This is a genomic window from Streptococcus infantis (assembly GCF_047464155.1).
GTDB classification, from domain to species: Bacteria; Bacillota; Bacilli; order Lactobacillales; family Streptococcaceae; genus Streptococcus; species Streptococcus infantis_U.
Map to the genome: position 1 here is coordinate 167629 of NZ_JASHCL010000001.1, position 22441 is coordinate 190069.

The 22441-nt window shown below is 39.2% G+C and carries 26 protein-coding genes; 25 read left to right on the top strand and 1 reads right to left on the bottom strand.

Features of this window, described 5'->3' with window-relative positions:
* Positions 1-9 precede the first annotated feature (9 nt).
* From QM810_RS00745 to QM810_RS00820, 16 genes are all read left to right on the top strand, one after another.
* Positions 10-405, top strand: coding sequence for a YtxH domain-containing protein (locus QM810_RS00745; protein WP_414253493.1), 396 nt, complete (start codon positions 10-12; stop codon positions 403-405).
* A gap of 85 nt (positions 406-490) precedes the next feature.
* Complete coding sequence (hemW, locus tag QM810_RS00750) at positions 491-1621, top strand: radical SAM family heme chaperone HemW (RefSeq protein WP_414253494.1); 1131 nt, start codon at positions 491-493, stop codon at positions 1619-1621.
* Between the two features lie 4 nt (positions 1622-1625).
* Complete coding sequence (locus QM810_RS00755) at positions 1626-2363, top strand: acyl-ACP thioesterase domain-containing protein (protein ID WP_414253495.1); 738 nt, start codon at positions 1626-1628, stop codon at positions 2361-2363.
* A 10-nt stretch (positions 2364-2373) separates the two neighbouring features.
* Positions 2374-3147 carry a TIGR01457 family HAD-type hydrolase gene (locus tag QM810_RS00760; RefSeq protein WP_414253496.1) on the top strand — a complete coding sequence of 258 codons (774 nt, stop codon included), beginning with the start codon at positions 2374-2376 and terminating at the stop codon, positions 3145-3147.
* Positions 3137-3760, top strand: coding sequence for a TIGR01906 family membrane protein (locus tag QM810_RS00765; RefSeq protein WP_414253497.1), 624 nt, complete (start codon positions 3137-3139; stop codon positions 3758-3760). Before QM810_RS00760 ends, QM810_RS00765 begins: the two co-directional genes overlap by 11 nt.
* Before the next feature lie 146 nt (positions 3761-3906).
* On the top strand, positions 3907-4308 hold the full coding sequence (locus QM810_RS00770; protein WP_373115371.1) for a Spx/MgsR family RNA polymerase-binding regulatory protein: 402 nt from the start codon (positions 3907-3909) through the stop codon (positions 4306-4308).
* Complete coding sequence (locus tag QM810_RS00775) at positions 4309-4587, top strand: UPF0223 family protein (RefSeq protein WP_414253498.1); 279 nt, start codon at positions 4309-4311, stop codon at positions 4585-4587. It abuts the gene before it with no gap.
* On the top strand, positions 4577-5344 hold the full coding sequence (locus tag QM810_RS00780) for an inositol monophosphatase family protein (RefSeq protein WP_414253499.1): 768 nt from the start codon (positions 4577-4579) through the stop codon (positions 5342-5344). Before QM810_RS00775 ends, QM810_RS00780 begins: the two co-directional genes overlap by 11 nt.
* Before the next feature lie 6 nt (positions 5345-5350).
* Positions 5351-6664, top strand: a complete 1314-nt coding sequence (locus QM810_RS00785; RefSeq protein WP_414253500.1) for an RsmF rRNA methyltransferase first C-terminal domain-containing protein — start codon at positions 5351-5353, stop codon at positions 6662-6664.
* 110 nt (positions 6665-6774) lie between these two features.
* Positions 6775-7653, top strand: a complete 879-nt coding sequence (locus QM810_RS00790; RefSeq protein WP_414253501.1) for a phosphate ABC transporter substrate-binding protein PstS — start codon at positions 6775-6777, stop codon at positions 7651-7653.
* Positions 7653-8570 carry a phosphate ABC transporter permease subunit PstC gene (gene pstC / locus QM810_RS00795; RefSeq protein WP_414253502.1) on the top strand — a complete coding sequence of 306 codons (918 nt, stop codon included), beginning with the start codon at positions 7653-7655 and terminating at the stop codon, positions 8568-8570. The genes QM810_RS00790 and pstC overlap by 1 nt, the downstream gene beginning before the upstream one ends.
* Positions 8560-9444 (top strand): phosphate ABC transporter permease PstA, encoded by an 885-nt coding sequence (gene pstA / locus QM810_RS00800; protein WP_045763362.1) that lies wholly within the window; start codon positions 8560-8562, stop codon positions 9442-9444. Before pstC ends, pstA begins: the two co-directional genes overlap by 11 nt.
* A 10-nt stretch (positions 9445-9454) precedes the next feature.
* Positions 9455-10258 (top strand): phosphate ABC transporter ATP-binding protein PstB, encoded by an 804-nt coding sequence (gene pstB / locus QM810_RS00805; RefSeq protein ID WP_045763361.1) that lies wholly within the window; start codon positions 9455-9457, stop codon positions 10256-10258.
* A 12-nt stretch (positions 10259-10270) separates the two neighbouring features.
* Positions 10271-11029, top strand: coding sequence for a phosphate ABC transporter ATP-binding protein PstB (pstB, locus tag QM810_RS00810; RefSeq protein ID WP_263393743.1), 759 nt, complete (start codon positions 10271-10273; stop codon positions 11027-11029).
* 11 nt (positions 11030-11040) lie between these two features.
* Positions 11041-11694, top strand: a complete 654-nt coding sequence (gene phoU, locus QM810_RS00815) for a phosphate signaling complex protein PhoU (RefSeq protein ID WP_303405063.1) — start codon at positions 11041-11043, stop codon at positions 11692-11694.
* A gap of 156 nt (positions 11695-11850) precedes the next feature.
* Positions 11851-12666: an ABC transporter substrate-binding protein gene (locus QM810_RS00820; RefSeq protein WP_414253503.1), complete on the top strand. Its 816-nt coding sequence runs from the start codon at positions 11851-11853 to the stop codon at positions 12664-12666.
* Positions 12667-12685: 19 nt separating this feature from the next.
* Here the strand turns inward: QM810_RS00820 and QM810_RS00825 are convergent, their stop codons facing one another.
* Positions 12686-13960, bottom strand: coding sequence for a PLP-dependent aminotransferase family protein (locus QM810_RS00825; RefSeq protein WP_414253504.1), 1275 nt, complete (start codon positions 13958-13960; stop codon positions 12686-12688).
* A gap of 329 nt (positions 13961-14289) precedes the next feature.
* Between QM810_RS00825 and budA the strand changes: the two genes are divergently transcribed.
* The 9 genes from budA to QM810_RS00870 all read left to right on the top strand — a co-directional run bounded on the left by budA (position 14290) and on the right by QM810_RS00870 (position 22434).
* Entirely contained in the window at positions 14290-15018 is a 729-nt protein-coding gene (gene budA, locus QM810_RS00830) for an acetolactate decarboxylase (RefSeq protein WP_006155660.1), read from the top strand.
* Between the two features lie 12 nt (positions 15019-15030).
* A complete protein-coding gene (locus QM810_RS00835; protein WP_414253505.1) occupies positions 15031-15780 on the top strand; it encodes a YhfC family intramembrane metalloprotease in 750 nt (249 codons plus the stop codon).
* A gap of 118 nt (positions 15781-15898) precedes the next feature.
* Entirely contained in the window at positions 15899-16804 is a 906-nt protein-coding gene (gene murB / locus QM810_RS00840; protein ID WP_414253506.1) for a UDP-N-acetylmuramate dehydrogenase, read from the top strand.
* 134 nt (positions 16805-16938) lie between these two features.
* A complete protein-coding gene (locus QM810_RS00845; RefSeq protein WP_178895150.1) occupies positions 16939-18096 on the top strand; it encodes an ABC transporter ATP-binding protein in 1158 nt (385 codons plus the stop codon).
* Positions 18077-18883 (top strand): ABC transporter permease, encoded by an 807-nt coding sequence (locus QM810_RS00850; RefSeq protein WP_000754116.1) that lies wholly within the window; start codon positions 18077-18079, stop codon positions 18881-18883. Before QM810_RS00845 ends, QM810_RS00850 begins: the two co-directional genes overlap by 20 nt.
* A complete protein-coding gene (locus QM810_RS00855) occupies positions 18880-19653 on the top strand; it encodes an ABC transporter permease (protein WP_006150756.1) in 774 nt (257 codons plus the stop codon). The genes QM810_RS00850 and QM810_RS00855 overlap by 4 nt, the downstream gene beginning before the upstream one ends.
* Positions 19650-20720 carry an ABC transporter substrate-binding protein gene (locus tag QM810_RS00860; RefSeq protein ID WP_006153433.1) on the top strand — a complete coding sequence of 357 codons (1071 nt, stop codon included), beginning with the start codon at positions 19650-19652 and terminating at the stop codon, positions 20718-20720. The genes QM810_RS00855 and QM810_RS00860 overlap by 4 nt, the downstream gene beginning before the upstream one ends.
* 204 nt (positions 20721-20924) lie before the next feature.
* On the top strand, positions 20925-21674 hold the full coding sequence (locus QM810_RS00865) for an MBL fold metallo-hydrolase (RefSeq protein WP_414253507.1): 750 nt from the start codon (positions 20925-20927) through the stop codon (positions 21672-21674).
* 274 nt (positions 21675-21948) lie between these two features.
* Positions 21949-22434 (top strand): LURP-one-related/scramblase family protein, encoded by a 486-nt coding sequence (locus tag QM810_RS00870; RefSeq protein WP_075226931.1) that lies wholly within the window; start codon positions 21949-21951, stop codon positions 22432-22434.
* The last annotated feature ends 7 nt before the right edge of the window (positions 22435-22441 follow it).

Below are 22441 nucleotides of genomic sequence, written 5' to 3' on the forward strand. Positions count from 1 at the left end.
AGATAACTCATGGGTAAATTATCATCAATCCTTTTAGGAACTGTTTCAGGTGTTGCTGTTGCTTTATTCCTAACAAGTGAAAAAGGGAAACGTGTTACTAGTCAGGCACAAGACTTTATTGAAGATCTGAGAGAAGATCCAGAATATGCTAAGGAACAAGCTCTTGAAAAATTGACAGAAGTCAAAGATCAAACCAGAGATTTTGTTCTAAAGACAAAAGAACAAGTAGAATCAGGCGAAATTACCTTGGATTCAGTTCTTGAAAAATCTAAATCTTTAGCTCAACAAGCTACTGAAGCTTCAAAAGAGACCTTGAATAATCTCAAGGAACAATTGGAAGAAAAAGTAGTTGTTGAAGACCAAGAAGATGGTCAAGAAATTGTCATCGAAATCGAAGAAGACTAAAATAGAATCACTATTCTTGATTTTCTAAAGAATCAGGAATGGTGATTTTTTTCTTGAGGGAAGTCTTTGTGGTATAATAAATACTATGCAGAAGAAACCAACATCAGCTTACGTGCACATTCCATTTTGTACACAAATCTGTTATTATTGTGACTTTTCAAAGGTCTTTATTAAAAATCAACCAGTAGACACCTATCTAGAACATCTACTGCAAGAATTTCATTCTTATGATATTCAGAAGTTGCGTACTCTTTATATTGGAGGTGGGACACCGACAGCCTTGTCCGCTTCTCAATTAGAAGTTTTGCTGGATGGTTTGACTAAGAATCTGGATTTGTCTGTTTTAGAAGAATTAACCATTGAGGCCAATCCTGGTGATTTGGATGAGGAAAAGATTGCAGTTTTGAAAGATTCAGCAGTCAACCGTGTTTCATTGGGTGTCCAAACCTTTGATGACAAAATGCTGAAAAAGATTGGTCGTAGTCATTTGGAGAAAGATATCTATGAGAATATTGATCGTCTCAAGTTAGCAGGATTTGATAATATTTCCATTGACTTGATATACGCTCTTCCTGGTCAGACTATGGACCAGGTCAAGGACAATGTCGCTAAGGCAATCGCTCTTGATATTCCTCATATGAGCCTTTATAGTTTGATTTTAGAAAATCATACGGTCTTTATGAATCGTATGAGACGAGGAAAACTACCTCTTCCCAAGGAAGAATTAGAGGCTGATATGTTTGACTATATCATTGCAGAACTAGAACGAGCTGGTTTTGAGCATTATGAAATTTCAAATTTTTCAAAACCAGGATTTGAAAGTCGTCATAACCTCATGTATTGGGATAATGCTGAGTATTATGGTATGGGTGCAGGTGCGTCGGGCTATGTAAACGGTGTTCGCTATAAAAACCATGGGCCTATCCGCCATTATTTAAAGGCGGTAGAAGAGGGGAATGCTCGCATAAATGAAGAACACTTGAGTCGGAGAGAGCAAATGGAAGAAGAGATGTTTCTTGGACTACGCAAGAAGTCAGGAGTTTCAAAAGCAAGATTCGAAGAAAAATTCGGCACATCTTTTGAAGATTTATATGGTCAAGTTGTAAGAGATTTGTGTCATCAAGGTCTTTTACAAGTAGAAGGTCAACAAATACGAATGACAAAAAAAGGTCTCTTTTTAGGAGATACAGTAGCAGAACGATTTATATTGGAGTAGAATTATGGGCTTAACTTATCAAATGAAGATGAAAATTCCTTTTGATATGGCTGACATGAATGGCCATATCAAGCTGCCAGATGTGATCTTGTTGTCCCTCCAGGTATCTGGTATGCAGTCAATTGAATTGGGAGTGAGTGACAAGGATGTTTTAGAACAGTATAATCTGGTCTGGATTATCACAGATTATGATATCGATGTTGTACGTTTACCTCAATTTGCTGAGGAAATCACAATTGAAACGGAAGCCTTGACTTATAATCGTCTTTTTTGCTACCGCCGCTTTACCATTTACGATGAAGATGGTCAAGAAATCATTCACATGGTAGCCACTTTTGTCCTTATGGATCGTGAGAGTCGAAAGGTTCATCCTGTAGTTCCAGAAATTGTCGCCCCTTATCAATCTGAGTTTTCTAAGAAACTAGTCCGTGGACCAAAATACACAGAGTTAGAAGACGAGGTTAGCAAGGACTATCATGTTCGTTTTTATGACTTGGATATGAATGGGCACGTCAATAACAGCAAATACTTAGATTGGATTTTTGAGGTCATGGGAGCAGATTTTCTGACCAATCATATTCCTAAAAAAATCAACCTCAAATATGTCAAGGAAGTTCGACCAGGTGGCATGATCACTTCTAGTTACGAATTGAATGGACTAGAAAGCAATCACCAAGTCACAAGTGATGGCGATATCAATGCTCAAGCAAAGATAACTTGGCAAGAAATTAAAAAAGATTAGAAGGAAATGTATGACTTATAAAGGTTATTTAATTGATTTAGACGGAACAATCTATAAGGGGAAAGATAGAATCCTAGCAGGTGAAGCTTTTGTTCATGAATTGCAAAAAAGAGAGATTCCTTATCTCTTTGTAACAAATAACACCACTCGTACACCTGAGAGTGTTCAGGAGATGTTAGCCAATCACTTTAACATCGACACACCTGTATCGACAATTTATACTGCAACCTTAGCGACTATTGATTACATGAATGATTTAGGGCTTGAAAAGACAGTCTATGTGATTGGAGAAGCAGGGCTCAAGGAAGCTATTCAAGCAGCTGGTTATGTTGAAGATAAAGAAAATCCAGCCTATGTTGTTGTTGGTTTGGACTGGCAAGTAGACTATGAAAAATTTGCTACGGCAACCCTAGCTATTCATAAAGGTGCTCATTTTATCGGCACCAACCCAGATTTGAATATTCCAACAGAACGTGGACTTTTACCTGGTGCTGGTTCACTGATTACTCTTCTAGAAGCAGCAACTCGCGTAAAACCAGTTTATATTGGAAAACCAAACGCGATTATTATGGATAAGGCTGTTGAACACCTAGGACTTGAGCGCCAAGAAATTGTCATGGTGGGCGATAATTACCTGACTGATATTCGAGCTGGTATTGACAATGGAATTCCTACCCTTTTGGTTACGACAGGATTTACAAAACCTGAAGAAGTAGCAAACCTACCAATCGCCCCAACCCATGTTCTCTCAAGTCTAGCGGAGTGGAATTTCGATGAAAACTAAGTTAATTTTTGGAGGAAGTCTCCTTTTCCTCCTTTCGCTTTCTATTTTATTGACCATTTATCTAGCTTGGTTGGTTTACCCTCTGGAAATTTCTTGGTTACACCTAACCAGTCGTGTTCCTTTCCACCCTCAGACAATCCAGCATAACTTTAATGTTTTGATGGATTATTTGACCAATCCATTGAATCAAGCATTGAAAATGCCAGATTTTCCTTCTTCTGCTTCAGGCATCCATCATTTTGCAGTTGTCAAGGGGCTCTTTCATCTAGCCCAAGGCGTAGCAGTAGCAACTTTACCGGTTTTCTATCTTTTTTGGAAGCAGGTCATTCAGAAAGGTTTTCTATCTCTTTATCGCAGAGGCCTCTTGATTATGCTGTCTTTACCTTTGGTACTTGGGTTAGTTGGTGTCTTCATTGGTTTTGAACAATTCTTTACATTGTTTCATCAAATTCTTTTTGTAGGAGATGATACTTGGCTCTTTGATCCAGCAAAAGATCCAGTCATTCTCATCCTACCAGAGGACTTTTTTCTTCATGCCTTTCTTTTATTTTTCTGCTTGTATGAATTGATTTTTGGATTTATGTATCTTAAAAGTCGAAAAACAGGCAATTAAAAGAATAAATGCATAAAAATGTTTTAAAAGAATGTGCGAAAAACCTATTTTTCTTGAAAAAATAGGTTTTTTTACGGAAATAACTAGTCAAGCGCTTTATTTTTTTGTATAATAGAGTGAGAAAAGTATGCAAAGAAGAGAATAGCATGATTACACTATTTTTATCACCGAGTTGTACATCATGTCGTAAGGCAAAGGCCTGGCTAGATAATCATAAGGTGCCTTTCCAAGAGCACAATATTATGACCAGTCCTTTATCAAGAAAAGAGTTGCAACAAATTCTTTCCTTGACCGAAAACGGTACCGATGACATCATTTCAACTCGTTCAAAAATTTTCCAAAAGTTAAATATCGATGTGGAAAGTATCTCGGTGACGGAGTTGCTTAGTTTAATTGAGCAATACCCTAGTCTTTTGCGTCGTCCTATTATCATTGATGATAAACGTATGCAGATTGGCTTTAATGAAGATGAGATTCGTGCGTTTCTTCCTCGTAGTTATCGTAAGCAAGAATTGAAAGAGGCTACATTGAGAGCTGGTATTAATTAGATGAATAAACAGTATAGTTACCCACTAGATTTGTCGTGGAGCACTGAAGAACTTGCTTCAGTGCTTTCTTTTTTTAATGATGTTGAAGCTGCCTATGAAACTAAGGTAGAAGCAAAAAATCTTTTAGATTCCTACAAGATATTCAAGTCAGTCGTTCCAAGTAAGAGTGAAGAAAAACGTTTGGGACGTGAATTTGAAGCAGTTAGTGGATATTCTTTCTACCGTGCAGTCCAATTGGCAAAAGAAAAAGGAGAAGGGAAGATTTCACTTGGAAAATAAATTTACATTTGCCAAAGAAATTGTTAGGGAGGCTGGAGAGTATATTCTCCAGCATATGAAAGAAGATCTCCATGTTGAGAGAAAATCTTCGCCTACAGATTTGGTCACTAAGTTAGATAAAGAAGTTCAAGCCTTACTCATTAAGAAAATTCGATCTCGTTATCCCGATGATTTATTTTGTGCAGAAGAAGGTTGCCTGCTTGCAGCAGTAGAAAAAGGTTCTGTTTGGATTATCGATCCCATTGATGGGACCAACAACTTCGTTGCACAAGGTGAAGATTTTGCCGTTATGCTAGCCTATTTTGAGGATGGTGTTGGGAAATTTGGGATTATCTATGATGTTATGAAAGGTGACTGCTATCATGGTGGAGGAGATTTTCCGCCCTGTCGTAATGATCAACCTTTGCCAGTCTTTAAAAAGAAACCCTTGAGAGAATTTTTGGTAGCTGGTAATTCTGGTATGCTAGAAAGCAACGAATGGGGCTTGGCAGATTTGGGAAATGCTGCACTTGGGACACGAGTGTATGGCAGTGCTGCTATTAGTTTTGCAAAGGTGCTGTCAGGTCGACTTTTAACTTATATCACTTATTTACAACCTTGGGACTATGCAGCTGCAAGCATCCTCGGTGAGAGTTTGGGTTATAAGGTTCTTACGATTGCTGGTGAGGAAGTCGATTTTCAAACACGACAGGCCGTTATGATGGTGCCAGTCGAGATGAAAGATGAGATTCAATCCTATATCTATGAAAGGAAATAAACCTGCATGCAATTTCCAGAAGGATTTGTAAAAAAATACGAAACTATATTGGGAGATGAGGCAAGAGCTTTTCTTGCCTCTTTTGATGATGAGGCTGTTTCTGCTTTTCGTATCAACCCTTTAAAAGAAAGTCAAGTTTCTTTTTCAGATGCTATTCCAAATACACCTTGGGGCTACTATGGGAAGGTTTCAGGGAAATCACCAGAACATGTAACTGGCTTGGTCTATTCCCAAGAACCGGCTGCACAAATGGTAGCTCAAGTAGCCCAGCCAAAGCCAGGTATGAAGGTCTTGGACTTGGCAGCGGCTCCCGGTGGGAAATCCACTCAACTGGCCTCCTATCTTGCAGGAGAAGGTCTTCTTGTTTCAAATGAGATTTCAAGCAAACGGTCAAAGATTTTGGTTGAAAATACGGAACGCTTTGGTGCGACTAATGTCGTTGTGACCAATGAATCAGCAGACCGTTTAGCCAAGGTTTTTAAAGGCTATTTTGACCTAATTGTTCTAGATGCACCATGCTCTGGAGAAGGAATGTTCCGAAAACAGCCAGATGCCATGGACTATTGGAGTGTCGATTATCCTAGTCAGTGCGCTAGTTTACAACGTGAGATTTTAGCAGATGCAGTTACTATGTTGGCTGATGGTGGTAGACTAGTCTATTCAACCTGTACCTGGGCGCCAGAAGAAAACGAAGAAATCGTCCAATGGTTACTAGATAGCTATAATTTTGAATTGATTCCAATCCAACACATCAATGGAATGGTACCTGGGATTGAGTTACCTGAAACAGCTAGAATGTACCCTCATCACTTTAAGGGAGAAGGACAGTTTGTCGCTCATTTACAATTTAGAGGGGAAAATAAGACCTCTAAATTCAAACCATCTAGGTCTAATCTATCTAGAGAGCAGCTTTCTTTATGGCAGGATTTTGAGAAAAAACATCTAAAAGAAAAACTGACTGGTGTCCTACAAGTTTTTGGAGACCAGCTTTATCTCTTGCCAGAAATCCTACCAGATTTAGGAAAACTTAGAATTGCTCGAAACGGACTACATCTTGGAACCTTTAAGAAAAAACGTTTTGAACCCAGCTTTGCTCTGGGCCTAGCTTTAAAACCAAGCCAAGTCAAACAATCAATTGAAATTCATCAAGAAGACTTCGTTAAATACGTGTCCGGTGAGACAGTTCAATTGTCTGAAACTCTGCCAAATGGTTGGTACCAAGTTTTGGTTGGAGGGAATGGTCTGGGCTTTGCTAAAGTGACCGGAAATACTCTAAAGAATTATTTCCCCAAGGGCTTGAGGTTTAAGGTAAAAAACTAGTCAAAATCAGTATTCTATGTTATAGTGGAAGTATGGATTTTTCGTGAAAAACATTAGAAAATAAGGGCGAAAATCCGGGTTATTCATCATTATTTTCAAGGAGACAAATAGTGAAAAAATTTAAAAAACTCACCATCTCTCTTGCAACTCTTTTACTTGCTGGTTCGCTAGCAGGGTGTGCAAGTTGGATTGACCGTGGGGAGTCTATGACGGCTGTCGGGTCAACTGCCCTTCAACCTTTAGTTGAGGCAGCTGCTGATGAATTTTCGTCTGCTCACATCGGTAAAACAGTCAATGTTCAAGGTGGTGGATCTGGTACAGGTCTGTCTCAGGTTCAATCAGGAGCAGTAGATGTTGGGAACTCTGATGTATTTGCTGAGGAGAAAGACGGGATTGATGCTTCTGCCTTGGTGGATCATAAGGTTGCTGTTGCAGGCCTAGCTGTCATTATCAATAAAGAAGTAGATGTCGATAATCTAACGACAGACCAGCTCCGACAAATCTTTACAGGAGAAATTACCAACTGGAAAGAAGTTGGTGGGAAAGATCTAGCTATTTCAATTATCAACCGTGCGGCGAGTTCAGGTTCTCGTGCGACCTTTGACAGTGTGATTATGAATGGTCAGTCAGCGGTGCAAAGTCAGGAACAAGATTCAAACGGTATGGTCAAATCAATCGTTTCTCAAACACCTGGGGCTATTTCCTACCTAGCATTTGCATATGTTGATGATTCAGTTGGAACAATCAAACTCAATGGCTATGAACCGACTTCAGAGAATGTAACTACTAATAATTGGCCTTTGTGGTCTTATGAACACATGTATACACTTGGTGAGCCAAATGAATTGGTTGCTGAATTCTTAAACTTTGTCCTTTCAGACGAAGTTCAGAATGGAATCGTTAAAGGAATGGGCTATATTTCTATCAAAGAAATGAAGGTTGAAAAAGATGCTGCAGGTACTGTGACAGCGATAGAAGGGAGTCAATAATGAAACAAGAAGAATTATCTAAAAAATTGCTCTCTCCTTCAAAAAACTCTCGACTTGAGAAATTAGGAAAAGGGCTAACCTTTGCCTGTCTATCTTTGATTGTTATCATTGTGGCTATGATTTTAATCTTTGTAGCCCAAAAAGGTTTGTCGACCTTCTTTGTCAATGGTGTGAATATCTTTGATTTTCTCTTTGGTGCAACTTGGAATCCATCAGGTAAGCAATTTGGTGCTCTTCCAATGATTTTAGGTTCCTTTATTGTTACCATCCTATCAGCTTTGATTGCTACACCATTTGCCATTGGGGCAGCAGTCTTTATGACAGAGGTGTCGCCAAAAGGAGCTAAGATTTTGCAACCTGCTATCGAACTTCTAGTTGGGATTCCTTCAGTAGTTTATGGATTTATCGGTTTGCAGGTCGTAGTACCTTTTGTACGTAATGTCTTTGGTGGAACAGGTTTCGGTATTTTATCCGGTATCTTCGTTCTCTTTGTTATGATTCTGCCGACTGTAACCTTTATGACAACAGATAGCCTACGTGCGGTTCCTCGTCACTACCGTGAGGCAAGTTTAGCCATGGGAGCGACTCGTTGGCAAACCATCTGGCGTGTAACCTTGAAGGCTGCTCGTTCAGGTATTTTCACAGCAGTAGTCTTCGGAATGGCGCGTGCCTTTGGTGAAGCCCTTGCGATTCAGATGGTTGTCGGAAACTCAGCAGTTATCCCAACTTCATTGACGACACCAGCAGCGACTTTGACATCTGTTTTGACCATGGGAATCGGAAATACAGTTATGGGAACTGTTGATAATAATGTTCTTTGGTCACTGGCTCTAGTGTTGCTCTTGATGAGTTTGGCCTTTAACAGTGTCATTAAATTGATTACGAAAGAAAGAGGAAAGAAAAACTATGCACGCTAAGAAATTAGATAAACTTGCAACAGCTGTCCTCTATACCATCGCAGGAATCATTGTGACCATTCTAGCTTCCTTGATTCTCTATATCTTGGTTCGAGGCTTACCTCATGTTTCTTGGTCCTTCTTGACTGGAAAATCATCTTCTTACCAAGCAGGTGGAGGTATTGGAATTCAGCTTTATAATTCCTTCTTCCTTTTGGTCATTACCTTATTCATTTCTGTACCGTTATCCATGGGGGCTGGAATTTACTTGGCTGAGTATGCCAAAAAAGGTCGTGTTACCAACTTCGTACGTACCTGTATTGAGATCTTGTCTTCTCTACCATCCGTTGTAGTCGGTCTCTTTGGTTACCTTATCTTTGTCGTTCAGTTTGAATATGGATTTTCAATTATTTCAGGTGCCTTGGCTTTAACCGTCTTTAACCTTCCACAGATGACACGTAATGTTGAAGACAGTTTGAAGCACGTTCACCATACGCAACGTGAAGCAGGTTTAGCACTTGGACTTTCACGTTGGGAAACAGTTCTTCATGTCGTTATCCCCGAAGCCTTACCTGGTATTGTTACTGGGGTAGTACTTGCATCAGGTCGTATCTTTGGTGAAGCTGCGGCTCTAATCTATACGGCAGGACAGTCAGCACCAGCACTTGACTGGTCTAACTGGAATGTTCTCAGTGTAACCAGTCCAATCTCAATCTTCCGTCAAGCAGAAACCTTGGCCGTCCATATCTGGAAAGTCAACAGTGAAGGAACTATTCCTGATGGAACACTTGTTTCAGCAGGTTCTGCTGCGGTGCTCCTAATCTTTATCTTGATCTTTAACTTTGGAGCTCGCAAACTTGGAAGCTATCTACATAAGAAATTAACCGCTGCCTAAAGGAGATGCCATGTCAAAATATAATTGGGATGAAAAGCATATCATTACCTTTCCAGAAGAAAAAGTGGCCCTCTCTACTAAGGATTTACATGTTTACTACGGTAAAAACGAATCCATTAAGGGCGTTGATATGCAATTCGAAAAAAATAAAATCACAGCCTTGATTGGTCCGTCTGGATCAGGGAAATCAACCTACCTTCGCAGTCTTAACCGTATGAATGATACTATTGATATTGCAAAGGTGACAGGACAGATTCTCTATCGAGGTATTGACGTTAACCGTCCTGAAATCAATGTTTATGAAATGCGTAAACATATCGGAATGGTGTTCCAACGTCCAAATCCATTTGCAAAATCAATCTATCGTAATATTACTTTTGCACATGAACGTGCAGGAGTTAAGGACAAGAAAGTCCTAGATGAAATTGTAGAAACCTCTCTTCGTCAGGCTGCCCTCTGGGATCAGGTAAAAGACGACCTTCATAAGTCTGCCTTAACCCTATCAGGTGGTCAACAGCAACGTCTTTGTATCGCTCGTGCCATCTCTGTTAAACCAGATATTCTCTTGATGGATGAACCTGCATCAGCCTTGGACCCGATTGCGACAGCTCAACTTGAGGAAACTATGTTGGAGTTGAAGAAGGACTTTACCATTATCATCGTAACCCACAGTATGCAACAGGCTGCGCGTGCTAGTGACTACACAGGATTTTTCTACTTGGGTGACTTGATTGAATATGATAAGACTGCTAATATTTTCCAAAATGCTAAGCTACAGTCAACCAATGACTATGTAACAGGACACTTTGGTTAGAAAGGGAACAGTATGACAGAACCGATTTTGCAGGTTTCAGACCTGTCAGTCTATTACAATAAAAAGAAGGCTTTGAATAGTGTTTCCTTATCATTCCAACCTAAGGAAATTACCGCCCTTATCGGTCCCTCTGGATCTGGGAAATCAACACTTCTAAAGGCTATTAACCGCATGGGTGACCTTAATCCTGAAGTGACGACAACTGGATCAGTGGTTTATAATGGGCACAATATCTATAGTCCGCGTACCGATACAGTTGAATTGCGTAAGGAAATTGGGATGGTTTTCCAACAACCTAATCCATTCCCCATGTCTATCTACGAAAATGTTGTTTATGGTCTCCGTATTAATGGGGAGAAAGATAAGAACGTTTTGGATGAAGCTGTGGAGAAAGCTTTACAGCGTGCTTCAATCTGGGATGAGGTCAAGGATCGCTTGCATGATTCAGCAATTGGTTTATCTGGCGGTCAACAGCAACGTGTTTGTGTAGCCCGTGTATTGGCGACTAGTCCAAAAATTATCCTCTTGGATGAGCCGACCTCAGCCTTGGACCCTATCTCAGCTGGGAAAATCGAAGAAACCCTTTATGGTCTCAAGGACAAGTACACCATGCTTTTGGTTACTCGTTCCATGCAGCAAGCATCTCGAATCTCTGATAAAACAGGCTTTTTCCTTAATGGAGATTTGATTGAATTTAACGATACCAAGGAAATGTTCCTCTATCCACAACATAAGGAAACAGAAGATTACATTTCAGGTAAATTTGGATAAGGAGTGAAAAGATGTTACGATCTCAATTTGAAGAAGATTTAGATAAATTGCACAACCAATTTTACGCGATGGGGCAAGAAGTTCTTTCCCAAATCAATCGTACAGTGCGCGCTTTTGTGACACACGACCGTGACTTGGCAAAAGAAGTCATCGAACAAGACGCAGAAGTAAATGAATACGAATTGAAACTTGAAAAGAAATCATTTGAAATCATTGCCCTTCAACAGCCAGTTTCACAAGACTTACGTACAGTTCTAACTGTTCTAAAGGCTGTTTCAGACTTGGAACGTATGGGGGACCACGCAGTATCCATTGCTGAAGCTACCATTCGTATGAAGGGTGAACAACGTATCCCAGCAGTTGAGGAAGAAATCAAAAACATGGGACGTGATGTTAAAGCCTTCGTGGAAACAACTCTCGAACTTTACCTTAACGGATCAGTTGATAAGGCATACGAAGTTGCAACCATGGATGAAAAAATTAACCATTATTTCGAAAATATTCGTGACCTTGCAACTGAAGAAATCAGAAAAAATCCAGATGCTATTGTCACAGGACGTGATTACTTCCAAGTCATTTCATACTTGGAGCGCATTGGTGACTATGCAAAGAATATCTGTGAATGGGTTGTTTACTTTGAAACAGGTAAGATTGTCGAATTGTAAAATTGATTAAATATACAGAAAAGGAGCTGAAAAATGAATAAAAGCTCCTTTTTTGATAAAGAAAACGAAGAAGATAAATAAATATTAATTTTATACTTGACAAAGTAGTTTAATAGGTTTATAATTATACAAAATTGACAGAAAGGTTGTTTATTTATGAAATTTAAAAAATGGATATTTGTATTATGTAGTTTTCTTGCAAGTTTCTTTTTAGTAGCTTGCCAATCATCTAGCTCAAGTTCACAGTCTGCAGTAGAGGCAATCAAACAAAAAGGGAAATTGGTGGTTGCAACTAGCCCAGACTATGCACCATTTGAGTTTCAAGCACTTGTAGATGGTAAGAACCAAGTCGTAGGTGCTGATATTGACATGGCCCAAGCAATCGCTGATGAACTTGGAGTGAAATTGGAAGTTTCAAGCATGAGTTTTGATAATGTCTTGACTAGTCTTCAGACAGGAAAAGCAGATTTGGCAATTGCGGGAATCAGTGCAACTGAAGAAAGAAAAGAAGTATTTGATTTCTCAATTCCTTACTATGAAAACAAAATTAGCTTCCTAATCAGAAAAACTGATCTTGAAAAATACAAAGATTTGGATTCTCTAGCAAGTGCAAATATTGCTGCTCAAAAAGGAACTGTCCCTGAATCTATGGTTAAAGAACAACTTCCTAAAGCGCAGTTGACTTCATTGACAAATATGGGGGAAGCTGTTAATGAACTCCAATCAGGTAAGGTTGATGCTGTTCATATGGATGAACCAGTTGCTCTAAGCTATGCAACGAAGAATTCTGACTTGGCTGTTGCTACAGTAAGCTTGACCATGAAAGAAGGCGAAGCAAATGCTGTAGCTATCAAAAAAGGCAATTCAGATTTGAAAGAAGTAGTTGATAAGGTCATCCAAAAATTGAAAGATGACGGAACTTACCAAACTTATCTTGAAAAAGCTGCGAAGCTAACAGAAGTAGAACAATAAAAAATAACAGAGTTGGACTTTAGTCCAGCTCTGTTTTTAAGTATTTTAGTGTTGCTTCAAGATTTTCAAAAGGAACTTTTGCAAAGTGATAGGGACAAGTCCCTATGTAGGATGATTCGAAAAAGTCGAGATTTAAAGGACTGTGTTTGAGACTTGCAATCTTAGGATAGTCTCTAAGATCAAGTAAGACTCCATCATGGAGAGGATAGATAGGCAAGGAAATGGGATAGTTATTTAAAAGTTGTTGGATGTGCTCTTGACTTTTTTCCTGAAGTGTTAATCTTGCTAGTCTGTTTTTCTCAAAGAGTTGACTATCAATATAGAGTGATAGAGCCTTTTGCATAATGAGGTTGTTATCATAGTCCAGAATATTTTTATAAGTTATAAAAGCATCCTTGATAGCATTTGGAAGAAGAAGTGCAGTTATCCGGAGAGCTGGAAACAGACTCGTAGAAAAAGATTTGATATAAATGACCAAATCATTTTGGTCCAAATAATGAAAGGTTTGTCCCATTTTAGGATCTAGATCTCCCAGATAATCATCTTCAACGATATAAATTTGATATTTGGCTGCTAGATCAAGGATAGCACGTTTCTCCTCTTCAGAATATGAATGACCCAGAGGATAGTGGAATCGAGGAATGGTGTAGAAAAATTTAATGTTACCACTTTTAAAATGTTTCTCAAGTTCTTTCAGGTCAATGCCATCCACGCGACGTTCAATGGTTTGATAGGAAATATTTTGAGCCAGCAGAAGTTGGTTCATTCGGTGATAGGTTGGTTGTTCGACCAGTATTTCTTGTCCCTTACCTGGAAAATCAATTTGAGAAAGAATAAACAGTGCTTGCTGGGTTCCAGTTGTCATGACTAATTGGTCGGGTTTACTATAGATAGCTTGGTCAAACAGTAGTTTCTGAACAGACTTTCGTAATTCTTCTAAACCCTCTTGGTGTTCATAGTAGTTGTAGAGATAATTTTCTCGACCAATCAAGCTTTCATTGACACAAAGACGAAAATCATCATAGGCAGCAGCATGTTCGTCATTGACCGAGATAACGAGGTCTTCGTGGCTAGCTTGTTGTTCTAAAACATAATAGCCACTTTGAGGTTTGGAGTATATGTATTTCTCGTATCGGAGTTCCAAAAGTGCACGCTGCACAGTATCTTTACTGCAGTGGAAGTCTTGACTGAGTTTTCGGATAGAAGGTAGACGGCTTCCTGTTTGAAGTTTTCCTGATTCAATCTCTTCTTTTAGATAGTGAACAACTTGTTCATACTTACTTTCTTGTTTCATTCCAGACCTCTCTTGATTTTGTTACATTGTACCTTTTTTTTAGACGTTTGACAATGTTATACTCTTCGAAAATCTCTTCAAACCGCATCAACGTCGCCTTGCCGTATATATGTTACTGACTTCGTCAGTTCTATCCACAACCTCAAAACAGTGTTTTGAGCTGACTACGTCAGTTCCATCTACAACCTCAAAACGGTGTTTTGAGCAACCTGCGGCTAGTTTCCTGGTTTGCTCTTTGATTTTCATTGAGTATTAAAAGGCAGTCTAGCATTCAATTCTAATCAGAAATGTGATATACTTAGTAGGTAAAATTTTCAAAGAAGAGTGAGATGATAAAGGTGCAAGAACCAGTTAAATTATTCCAATATAATACTTTGGGAGCCTTGATGGCAGGACTTTACGGCGGGACCATGACAGTTGGTGAGTTACTTGAACATGGAGATTTAGGGCTAGGAACCCTGGACTCTATTGATGGGGAGTTAATTGTCTTAGATGGTAAAGCCTATCAAGCTAAGGGTTCAGGTGAGAAGCCTGAAATCGTTGAAGTTTCACCAGACGCGCTGATTCCCTATGCAGCAGTTGTACCTCACCAGGCAGAAGTTATTTTCCGCCAGCGTTTTGAAATGACTGATCAGGAACTAGAAAAACGTATTGAGTCCTACTATGATGGAGAAAATCTTTTCCGTTCGATTAAGATTCATGGTGATTTTAAACACATGCATGTTCGCATGATTCCAAAATCGACAAGCGAAACGAAATTTGCTGAGGTTGCGACTCATCAGCCTGAATATAGTTGCGAAAATGTCTCTGGGACTATCGTTGGATTCTGGACACCTGAAATTTTCCATGGTGTCAGTGTCGCAGGCTATCATTTACACTTTATTTCAGATGACCTAACCTTTGGAGGTCATGTCATGGACTTTGTCATCAAGGAAGGAATCGTAGAGGTTGGAGCTGTTGATCAGTTAGATCAACGTTTCCCTGTCCAGGATCGTCAGTACCTCTTTGCTAAGTTCAATGTTGATGAGATGAAAAAAGATATCGATCAGGCTGAATAGAAGGAGAAAAGTATGAAAATTCATGTAATAATCACAATGATAGCTTTATTTGTAATTCTCATAGCTGCCATTTGGTTCTCAAAAAAGAAGTACAAGATTAACCTTTCAGTTTTAGGACTTGGGGCAGTTGCATTTTTTGTATCATCTCAAGTCTTAGAGAAAATTGTTCACCTTATAGTTCTTCATCCACAAAAGGATGGGACAGTTCCACTCATGACGGAAAATCCCCTTCTCTATGTGATTTACGGGATCTGTATGGCTGCTTTGTTTGAAGAAACGGCCCGACTTGTCTTCTTTAAATGGTTAGAGAAGAAGAGAGCTTTGGAAGATTCGGATGCCCTCGCCTATGGACTTGGTCATGGTGGCTTGGAATTGCTCTACCTCGGAATGGGAAGCTTGATTAGTCTTTTGATCCTCTTTTCGTTATTAGAGTCTTCAAATCCAGATTTGGCAAATCTCCTTCCCAAAAATACACTTGAAACAGTACAATCTCTATCTGGATGGCAGGTTTATTTACTCGGTGTTGAGCGTGTGCTTGCTCTTGTTATGCAAATTGGTCTCTCTTTCTGGGTTTATCAAGCAGTCCGTCAAAAGAATTGGATTTATCTAGTAACTGCTTATGGTTTACATGCCTTCTTTGATCTGGCTCCGAGTCTATCTCAGGTTGGTTGGATTTCAAATCCGCTTCTTGTTGAAGGATTGTTAGCAGTGGAAGTTATTCTATTTGTATACTTTACAAAAACTATCTTGTATAAAAAATAATCATGCAAAAGAGGTCTGACCTCTTTTTTACTTGTCTGAATAAAAAAGCTTTTCAAATCGTCGAAAAAAATCGCTAAAAATGGTATAATGGAATGGATTTTATAAAAGGATGAGCGATATGACTGTACTAGATAAATTAAAAGAAACCTTAGAAGGAATTGATATTCGATTCGATGAGCCATTGAAAACTTATACCTATACCAAAGTCGGAGGGAAGGCAGATTACTTAGCTTTTCCTCGCAATCATTATGAGATGGCCCGTGTGGTTAAGTTCGCTAATCAAGAAAATATCCCATGGATGGTTCTTGGAAATGCCAGTAATATTATCGTCCGAGAAGGCGGAATTCGTGGCTTTGTCATTATGTGTGACAAGCTCAACAATGTTTCAGTCGATGGTTATACGATTGAAGCAGAAGCGGGAGCTAACTTGATTGAGACCACTCGTATTGCTCTACGCCATAGTTTGACAGGATTTGAGTTTGCCTGTGGAATTCCAGGAAGCGTCGGTGGAGCTGTCTTTATGAACGCTGGTGCTTATGGAGGTGAGATTGCTCATATTTTGCAGTCTTGCAAAGTATTGACCAAGGATGGAGAAATCGAGACTTTATCAGCCAAGGACTTAGCCTTTGGTTACCGTCATTCAGCTATTCAAGATTCTGGAGCAGTAGTCTTATCAGCTAAATTTGCACTATCTCCAGGGAATTATGAGACTATTAATCAAGAAATGGAACGTTTGACCCACCTTCGAGAACTCAAACAACCTTTGGAATATCCATCATGTGGTTCTGTCTTTAAACGTCCGGTTGGACATTTTGCAGGGCAATTAATCTCAGAAGCTGGTTTGAAGGGCTACCGTATCGGTGGTGTAGAAGTCTCAGAAAAACATGCAGGCTTTATGATTAATGTAGCTGATGGGACTGCAAGAGATTATGAAGACTTAATTGAGTCTGTTATCGAAAAAGTTAAAGAACATTCAGGTGTTACCTTAGAGCGAGAAGTTCGTATCTTGGGTGAACACGAATAACATTATTATTAAACATTATACAAAGATTGGGATTTTATCGCTAGATATGGTTTGGGTCAATTCCTTACAGTTATTGCTAGCATTTAACAAGGTCCCAATCTGTTAATTTACGAAGAAAAAGGAATTTAGAGGAATTGAAAAAACCAATTATCGAATTCAGAAACGTTTCTAAAGTTTTTGAAGATAGTGACACTAAGGTTCTCAAGGATATTAACTTTGAGTTGGAAGAAGGAAAGTTCTACACGCTTTTAGGAGCTTCTGGTTCAGGAAAATCAACCATTCTCAATATTATCGCGGGCTTGTTGGATGCAACGACGGGTGATATTTTACTGGATGGCGTAAGAATCAATGATATCCCTACAAATAAGCGCGATGTTCACACGGTCTTCCAATCTTACGCCTTGTTCCCGCACATGAATGTCTTTGAAAATGTTGCCTTTCCATTGCGATTGCGAAAGGTCGATAAAAAAGAAATCGAAAAACGTGTATTAGAAGTTCTCAAGATGGTACAGCTTGAAGGATATGAAAAACGTTCTATCCGTAGGTTATCTGGAGGACAACGTCAGCGTGTAGCTATTGCGCGTGCGATTATCAACCAGCCTCGTGTGGTGCTCTTGGATGAACCCTTGTCAGCCCTTGACTTGAAGTTGCGGACAGACATGCAGTACGAACTGCGTGAGCTGCAACAACGCTTGGGTATCACCTTTGTCTTTGTTACTCACGATCAGGAAGAAGCCTTGGCCATGAGTGACTGGATTTTTGTCATGAATGACGGTGAGATTGTTCAGTCTGGGACACCAGTTGATATCTATGATGAGCCTATCAACCACTTTGTAGCCACCTTTATCGGTGAATCAAATATCTTGTCAGGGACCATGATTGAGGACTACTTGGTCGAGTTCAATGGCAAACGATTTGAAGCGGTCGACGGTGGGATGAAGCCAAATGAACCAGTCGAAGTCGTCATTCGTCCAGAGGACTTGCGCATTACTCTGCCAGAAGAAGGAAAACTTCAAGTGAAGGTCGATACGCAGCTATTCCGTGGAGTGCACTATGAGATTATTGCTTATGATGAACTTGGTAATGAATGGATGATCCACTCAACTCGTAAGGCCATCGTTGGTGAGGAAATTGGTTTGGACTTTGAACCAGAAGATATCCATATCATGCGTCTCAATGAAACAGAAGAAGAGTTCGATGCTCGTATCGAAGAGTACGTAGAAATCGAAGAGCATGAAGCAGGTTTAATTAACGCTATCGAGGAGGAAAGAGATGAAGAAAACAACCTCTAAACTCTTTGTAGTGCCCTACATGCTTTGGATTGCACTCTTTGTATTGGCACCCTTGGTCTTGATTTTTGGACAATCATTTTTCAACATCGAAGGTCAGTTCAGTTTAGAAAACTATAAATCCTATTTTGCGTCGCAAAACTTAACCTATCTCAAAATGAGCTTCAACTCTGTTCTCTATGCAGGGATTGTGACTCTAGTGACGCTCTTGATTAGCTATCCAACAGCCCTCTTTTTGACTCGTCTCAAACACCGTCAACTCTGGCTCATGCTAATCATTTTACCAACCTGGATCAACCTACTGCTTAAGGCTTATGCCTTTATCGGGATTTTTGGTCAAAATGGCTCTATTAACCAATTCCTAGAATTTATCGGAATTGGTTCTCAGCAGTTGCTATTTACAGATTTCTCCTTTATCTTTGTTGCAAGCTACATCGAGCTTCCATTTATGATTTTGCCCATCTTCAATGTCTTGGATGATATGGATAATAATCTCATCAATGCCAGCTACGACCTCGGTGCAACCAAGTGGGAAACCTTCCGTCATGTCATCTTCCCTCTGTCTATGAACGGGGTGAGAAGCGGAGTTCAATCTGTCTTTATCCCAAGTTTGAGTCTCTTCATGTTGACCCGTTTGATTGGGGGGAACCGAGTGATTACTTTGGGGACTGCTATTGAGCAAAACTTCTTGACCAATGACAACTATGGTATGGGCTCAACTATCGGTGTTGTTCTTATCCTGACTATGTTTATCACTATGTGGGTGACTAAGGAAAGGAGAGAACGATGAAAAAATTATCAAATCTTTACCTAGCCTTTGTCTTTATCGTCCTTTATTTGCCAATCTTTTACCTGATCGGATATGCCTTCAATGCTGGGGATGATATGAATAGCTTTACAGGCTTTAGTTTGTCTCACTTTGAAACCATGTTTGGTGATGGAAGGCTCATGCTGATTTTGGTTCAGACCTTTTTACTTGCCTTCCTATCAGCCCTGATTGCGACAGTGATTGGTACCTTTGGTGCTATCTACATCTATCAATCACGTAAAAAGTACCAAGAAGCCTTTCTATCTCTCAATAACATTTTGATGGTTGCGCCAGACGTTATGATTGGTGCCAGCTTCTTGATTCTCTTTACCCAACTCAAGTTTTCACTTGGTTTTCTGACAGTATTGTCCAGTCACGTGGCCTTCTCGATTCCAATCGTAGTGCTCATGGTCTTGCCACGATTGAAAGAGATGAATGGGGATATGATCCATGCGGCCTATGACCTTGGAGCTAGCCAGTTCCAGATGTTTAAGGAAATTATGCTTCCTTACTTAACGCCGTCTATCATCGCAGGTTACTTTATGGCTTTCACCTATTCCTTAGATGACTTTGCCGTGACCTTCTTTGTAACAGGGAATGGATTTTCAACCCTCTCAGTCGAGATCTACTCTCGAGCTCGTAAGGGAATTTCGCTGGAAATCAATGCTCTTTCAGCCTTGGTCTTTCTCTTTAGTATTATCCTAGTTGTAGGGTATTACTTCATTTCACGTGAGAAGGAGGAGAAAGCATGAAACGACTCTATTCATTTTTAGCAGGAATTTTAGCCATTATCCTCGTCTTGTGGGGAATTTCCTATCATCTTGATAGTAAAATCAATAGTCGAGATAGCCAAAAACTAGTTATCTACAACTGGGGAGATTATATCGATCCTGAACTTTTGGAGAAATTTACAGAAGAAACAGGAATCCAAGTCCAGTACGAAACCTTTGACTCTAACGAAGCCATGTACACGAAAATCAAGCAGGGTGGGACAACCTATGATATTGCTATCCCAAGTGAGTACATGATTAACAAAATGAAGGATGAAGACCTCTTAGTTCCACTGGATTATAGTAAAATTGAGGGAATTGAGAATATTGGTCCAGAATTTCTCAATCAGTCTTTTGATCCAAATAACCAGTACTCTATCCCATACTTCTGGGGAACTTTGGGAATTGTCTACAATGAAACCATGGTGGAAGAAGCGCCTGAACATTGGGACGACCTCTGGAAACCAGAATACAAGGATTCGATCATGCTCTTTGATGGGGCGCGTGAAGTGCTTGGTTTAGGTCTTAACTCACTAGGCTATAGCCTCAACTCAAAAGATCCTCAACAACTATCACAAACGGTTGATAAACTGTATGAGCTAACTCCTAATATTAAGGCAATTGTGGCGGATGAGATGAAGGGTTACATGATTCAGAACAATGCTGCTATCGGTGTGACCTTCTCAGGGGAAGCTAGCCAGATGTTGGAAAAGAATCCTAACCTCAAATATGTCGTGCCGACAGAAGCAAGTAACCTCTGGTTTGATAACATGGTTATTCCTAAAACTGTCAAGAACCAAGATGCAGCTTATGCCTTTATCAACTTCATGTTGAAGCCTGAAAATGCTCTTAAGAATGCAGAGTATGTGGGCTATTCAACACCAAACAATGCTGCTAAGGAAATGCTCCCAGAGGAGACAAAAGAGGACAAGTCCTTCTATCCAGATGCAGACACTATGAAACACCTAGAAGTTTATGAAAAATTTGACCATAAATGGACAGGAATCTACAGTGACCTCTTCCTACAATTTAAGATGTATCGGAAGTAGTGGCTTTCCAACTGTCGTAAATAATTTCAATTAAAACAAAACAAAACCTAGCTATGAGTAACTAGTAAAGTTTCTATAGCTAGGTTTTATTATTGTTCCAAGTGCTAAGTAGTAATAATTTGTGAATCGTGTTATAATTTTTCTAATCATAAGGAATTTATCTTTTCATAAAAAAGTGATTTGGAAAGTATTTGTAGGAGTATTATGTCTATTTCGTTTACTTATTGTGGAGTTGCTTGCGGAGTCATTTCTTTAGATGATAAATTTTATATCGGAATCGATCCAGATTTATCGCCAAAAGGTACTTTGGTCCAGTTCAAAGGTTTTCTATCTGAGAAAAAAACCGATGTTTATCATGATATGACTCTTTTTAACAAAGTTGATTTATGGTTAATAACTCATGGTCACCAAGATCATTTAGATGAAGTTGGCAAAGGATACCTGAAGTATAAAACTGTAATTTCTCCTAACAGAAAAATCACAAAAGGTTTGTCATGTTTAAATAGTATAGTTTTAAATTGGGGAGAAGAGCAGTTGTTTTCAGTTGATGAATATCAAATTGCTATTAAAGCTGTACCGGCTTATCATGCTAGTAATTATATAATGCAAAAAATAGTTGGAAGGGTTAATGGATATCAAATAACTATCACAAGTCCTTTGCAAACTAAAATAATCTACTTTACAGGTGACACGATTTTATATCCAAGGGTAACAGATTTTGTTCCCCAAAAAATTGATGCTATTTTTGCAAATCTTGGAGCTGTTAAATCTGATTCATTTGGTGGTCCATTTACAATGAATTTAAAGATGTTACAGCAATTGGAATCTACACTTCAGCCCCAAAATATCTATCCAATTCATATTGATGATTATAGTCATTACCAGACGACAAAAACAGAAGTTGAAGCTTCCAATTATACAGTCCTATCTGTAGGAGAAACGATTAGTATTTAATTTTCAGAATTTATTACTTGATGTAGTATTAGTAAAATTATAAACCTTGACTAATTTCTATCAAAACGATATAATATTAGAGTTGAGAATTGATTTTCTCTCCATCTTAGTTCAGAGAATTGGCGGTGCTGCGAGCCATCTAAGATAGAAAATCATGCTACTCAATCCAACAATTGCATAAGAATCAAAGAATGACAAGTTCATTGAATGAAGGTGGTACCGCGGTTTTTCGCCCTTCGTGATATGGATTTGTCTTTTATTTTTGGAGGTGTTTATGAGAACATTTCTTGTTAAACAAAAATTTCGCCTAGGTGGAGAACGCTTTGATATCAAGGATGAGTTGGGCAATGTCGCCTATCAGGTTGAAGGTTCATTTTTTAAGATTCCTAAAACCTTTACCATCTATGATGTTGCTGGTGAACAGGTCAGTGAGATTAGTAAGGAAGTCTTAACTTTCCTACCTCGTTTTGAAATTCAACTGAGTAATGGCGATCATTTTTATATTCGGAAGAAGTTGACTTTCTGGAAGGATAAGTATGAGTTTGACAATCTCGGTCTTCGTATCGAAGGAAATGTCTGGGATTTGAATTTTAAATTGCTAGACGATCGTGACCAAGTGATTGCGGAGATTACCAAGGAACTTTTCCATTTAACCTCTACCTATACCGTAACAGTCTACGACGAATCTTATGCAGACCTAGTCATTTCCCTCTGTGTCGCTATCGACTATGTGGAAATGCTAGAAAGCCAATCAAATTAGTAAAAAG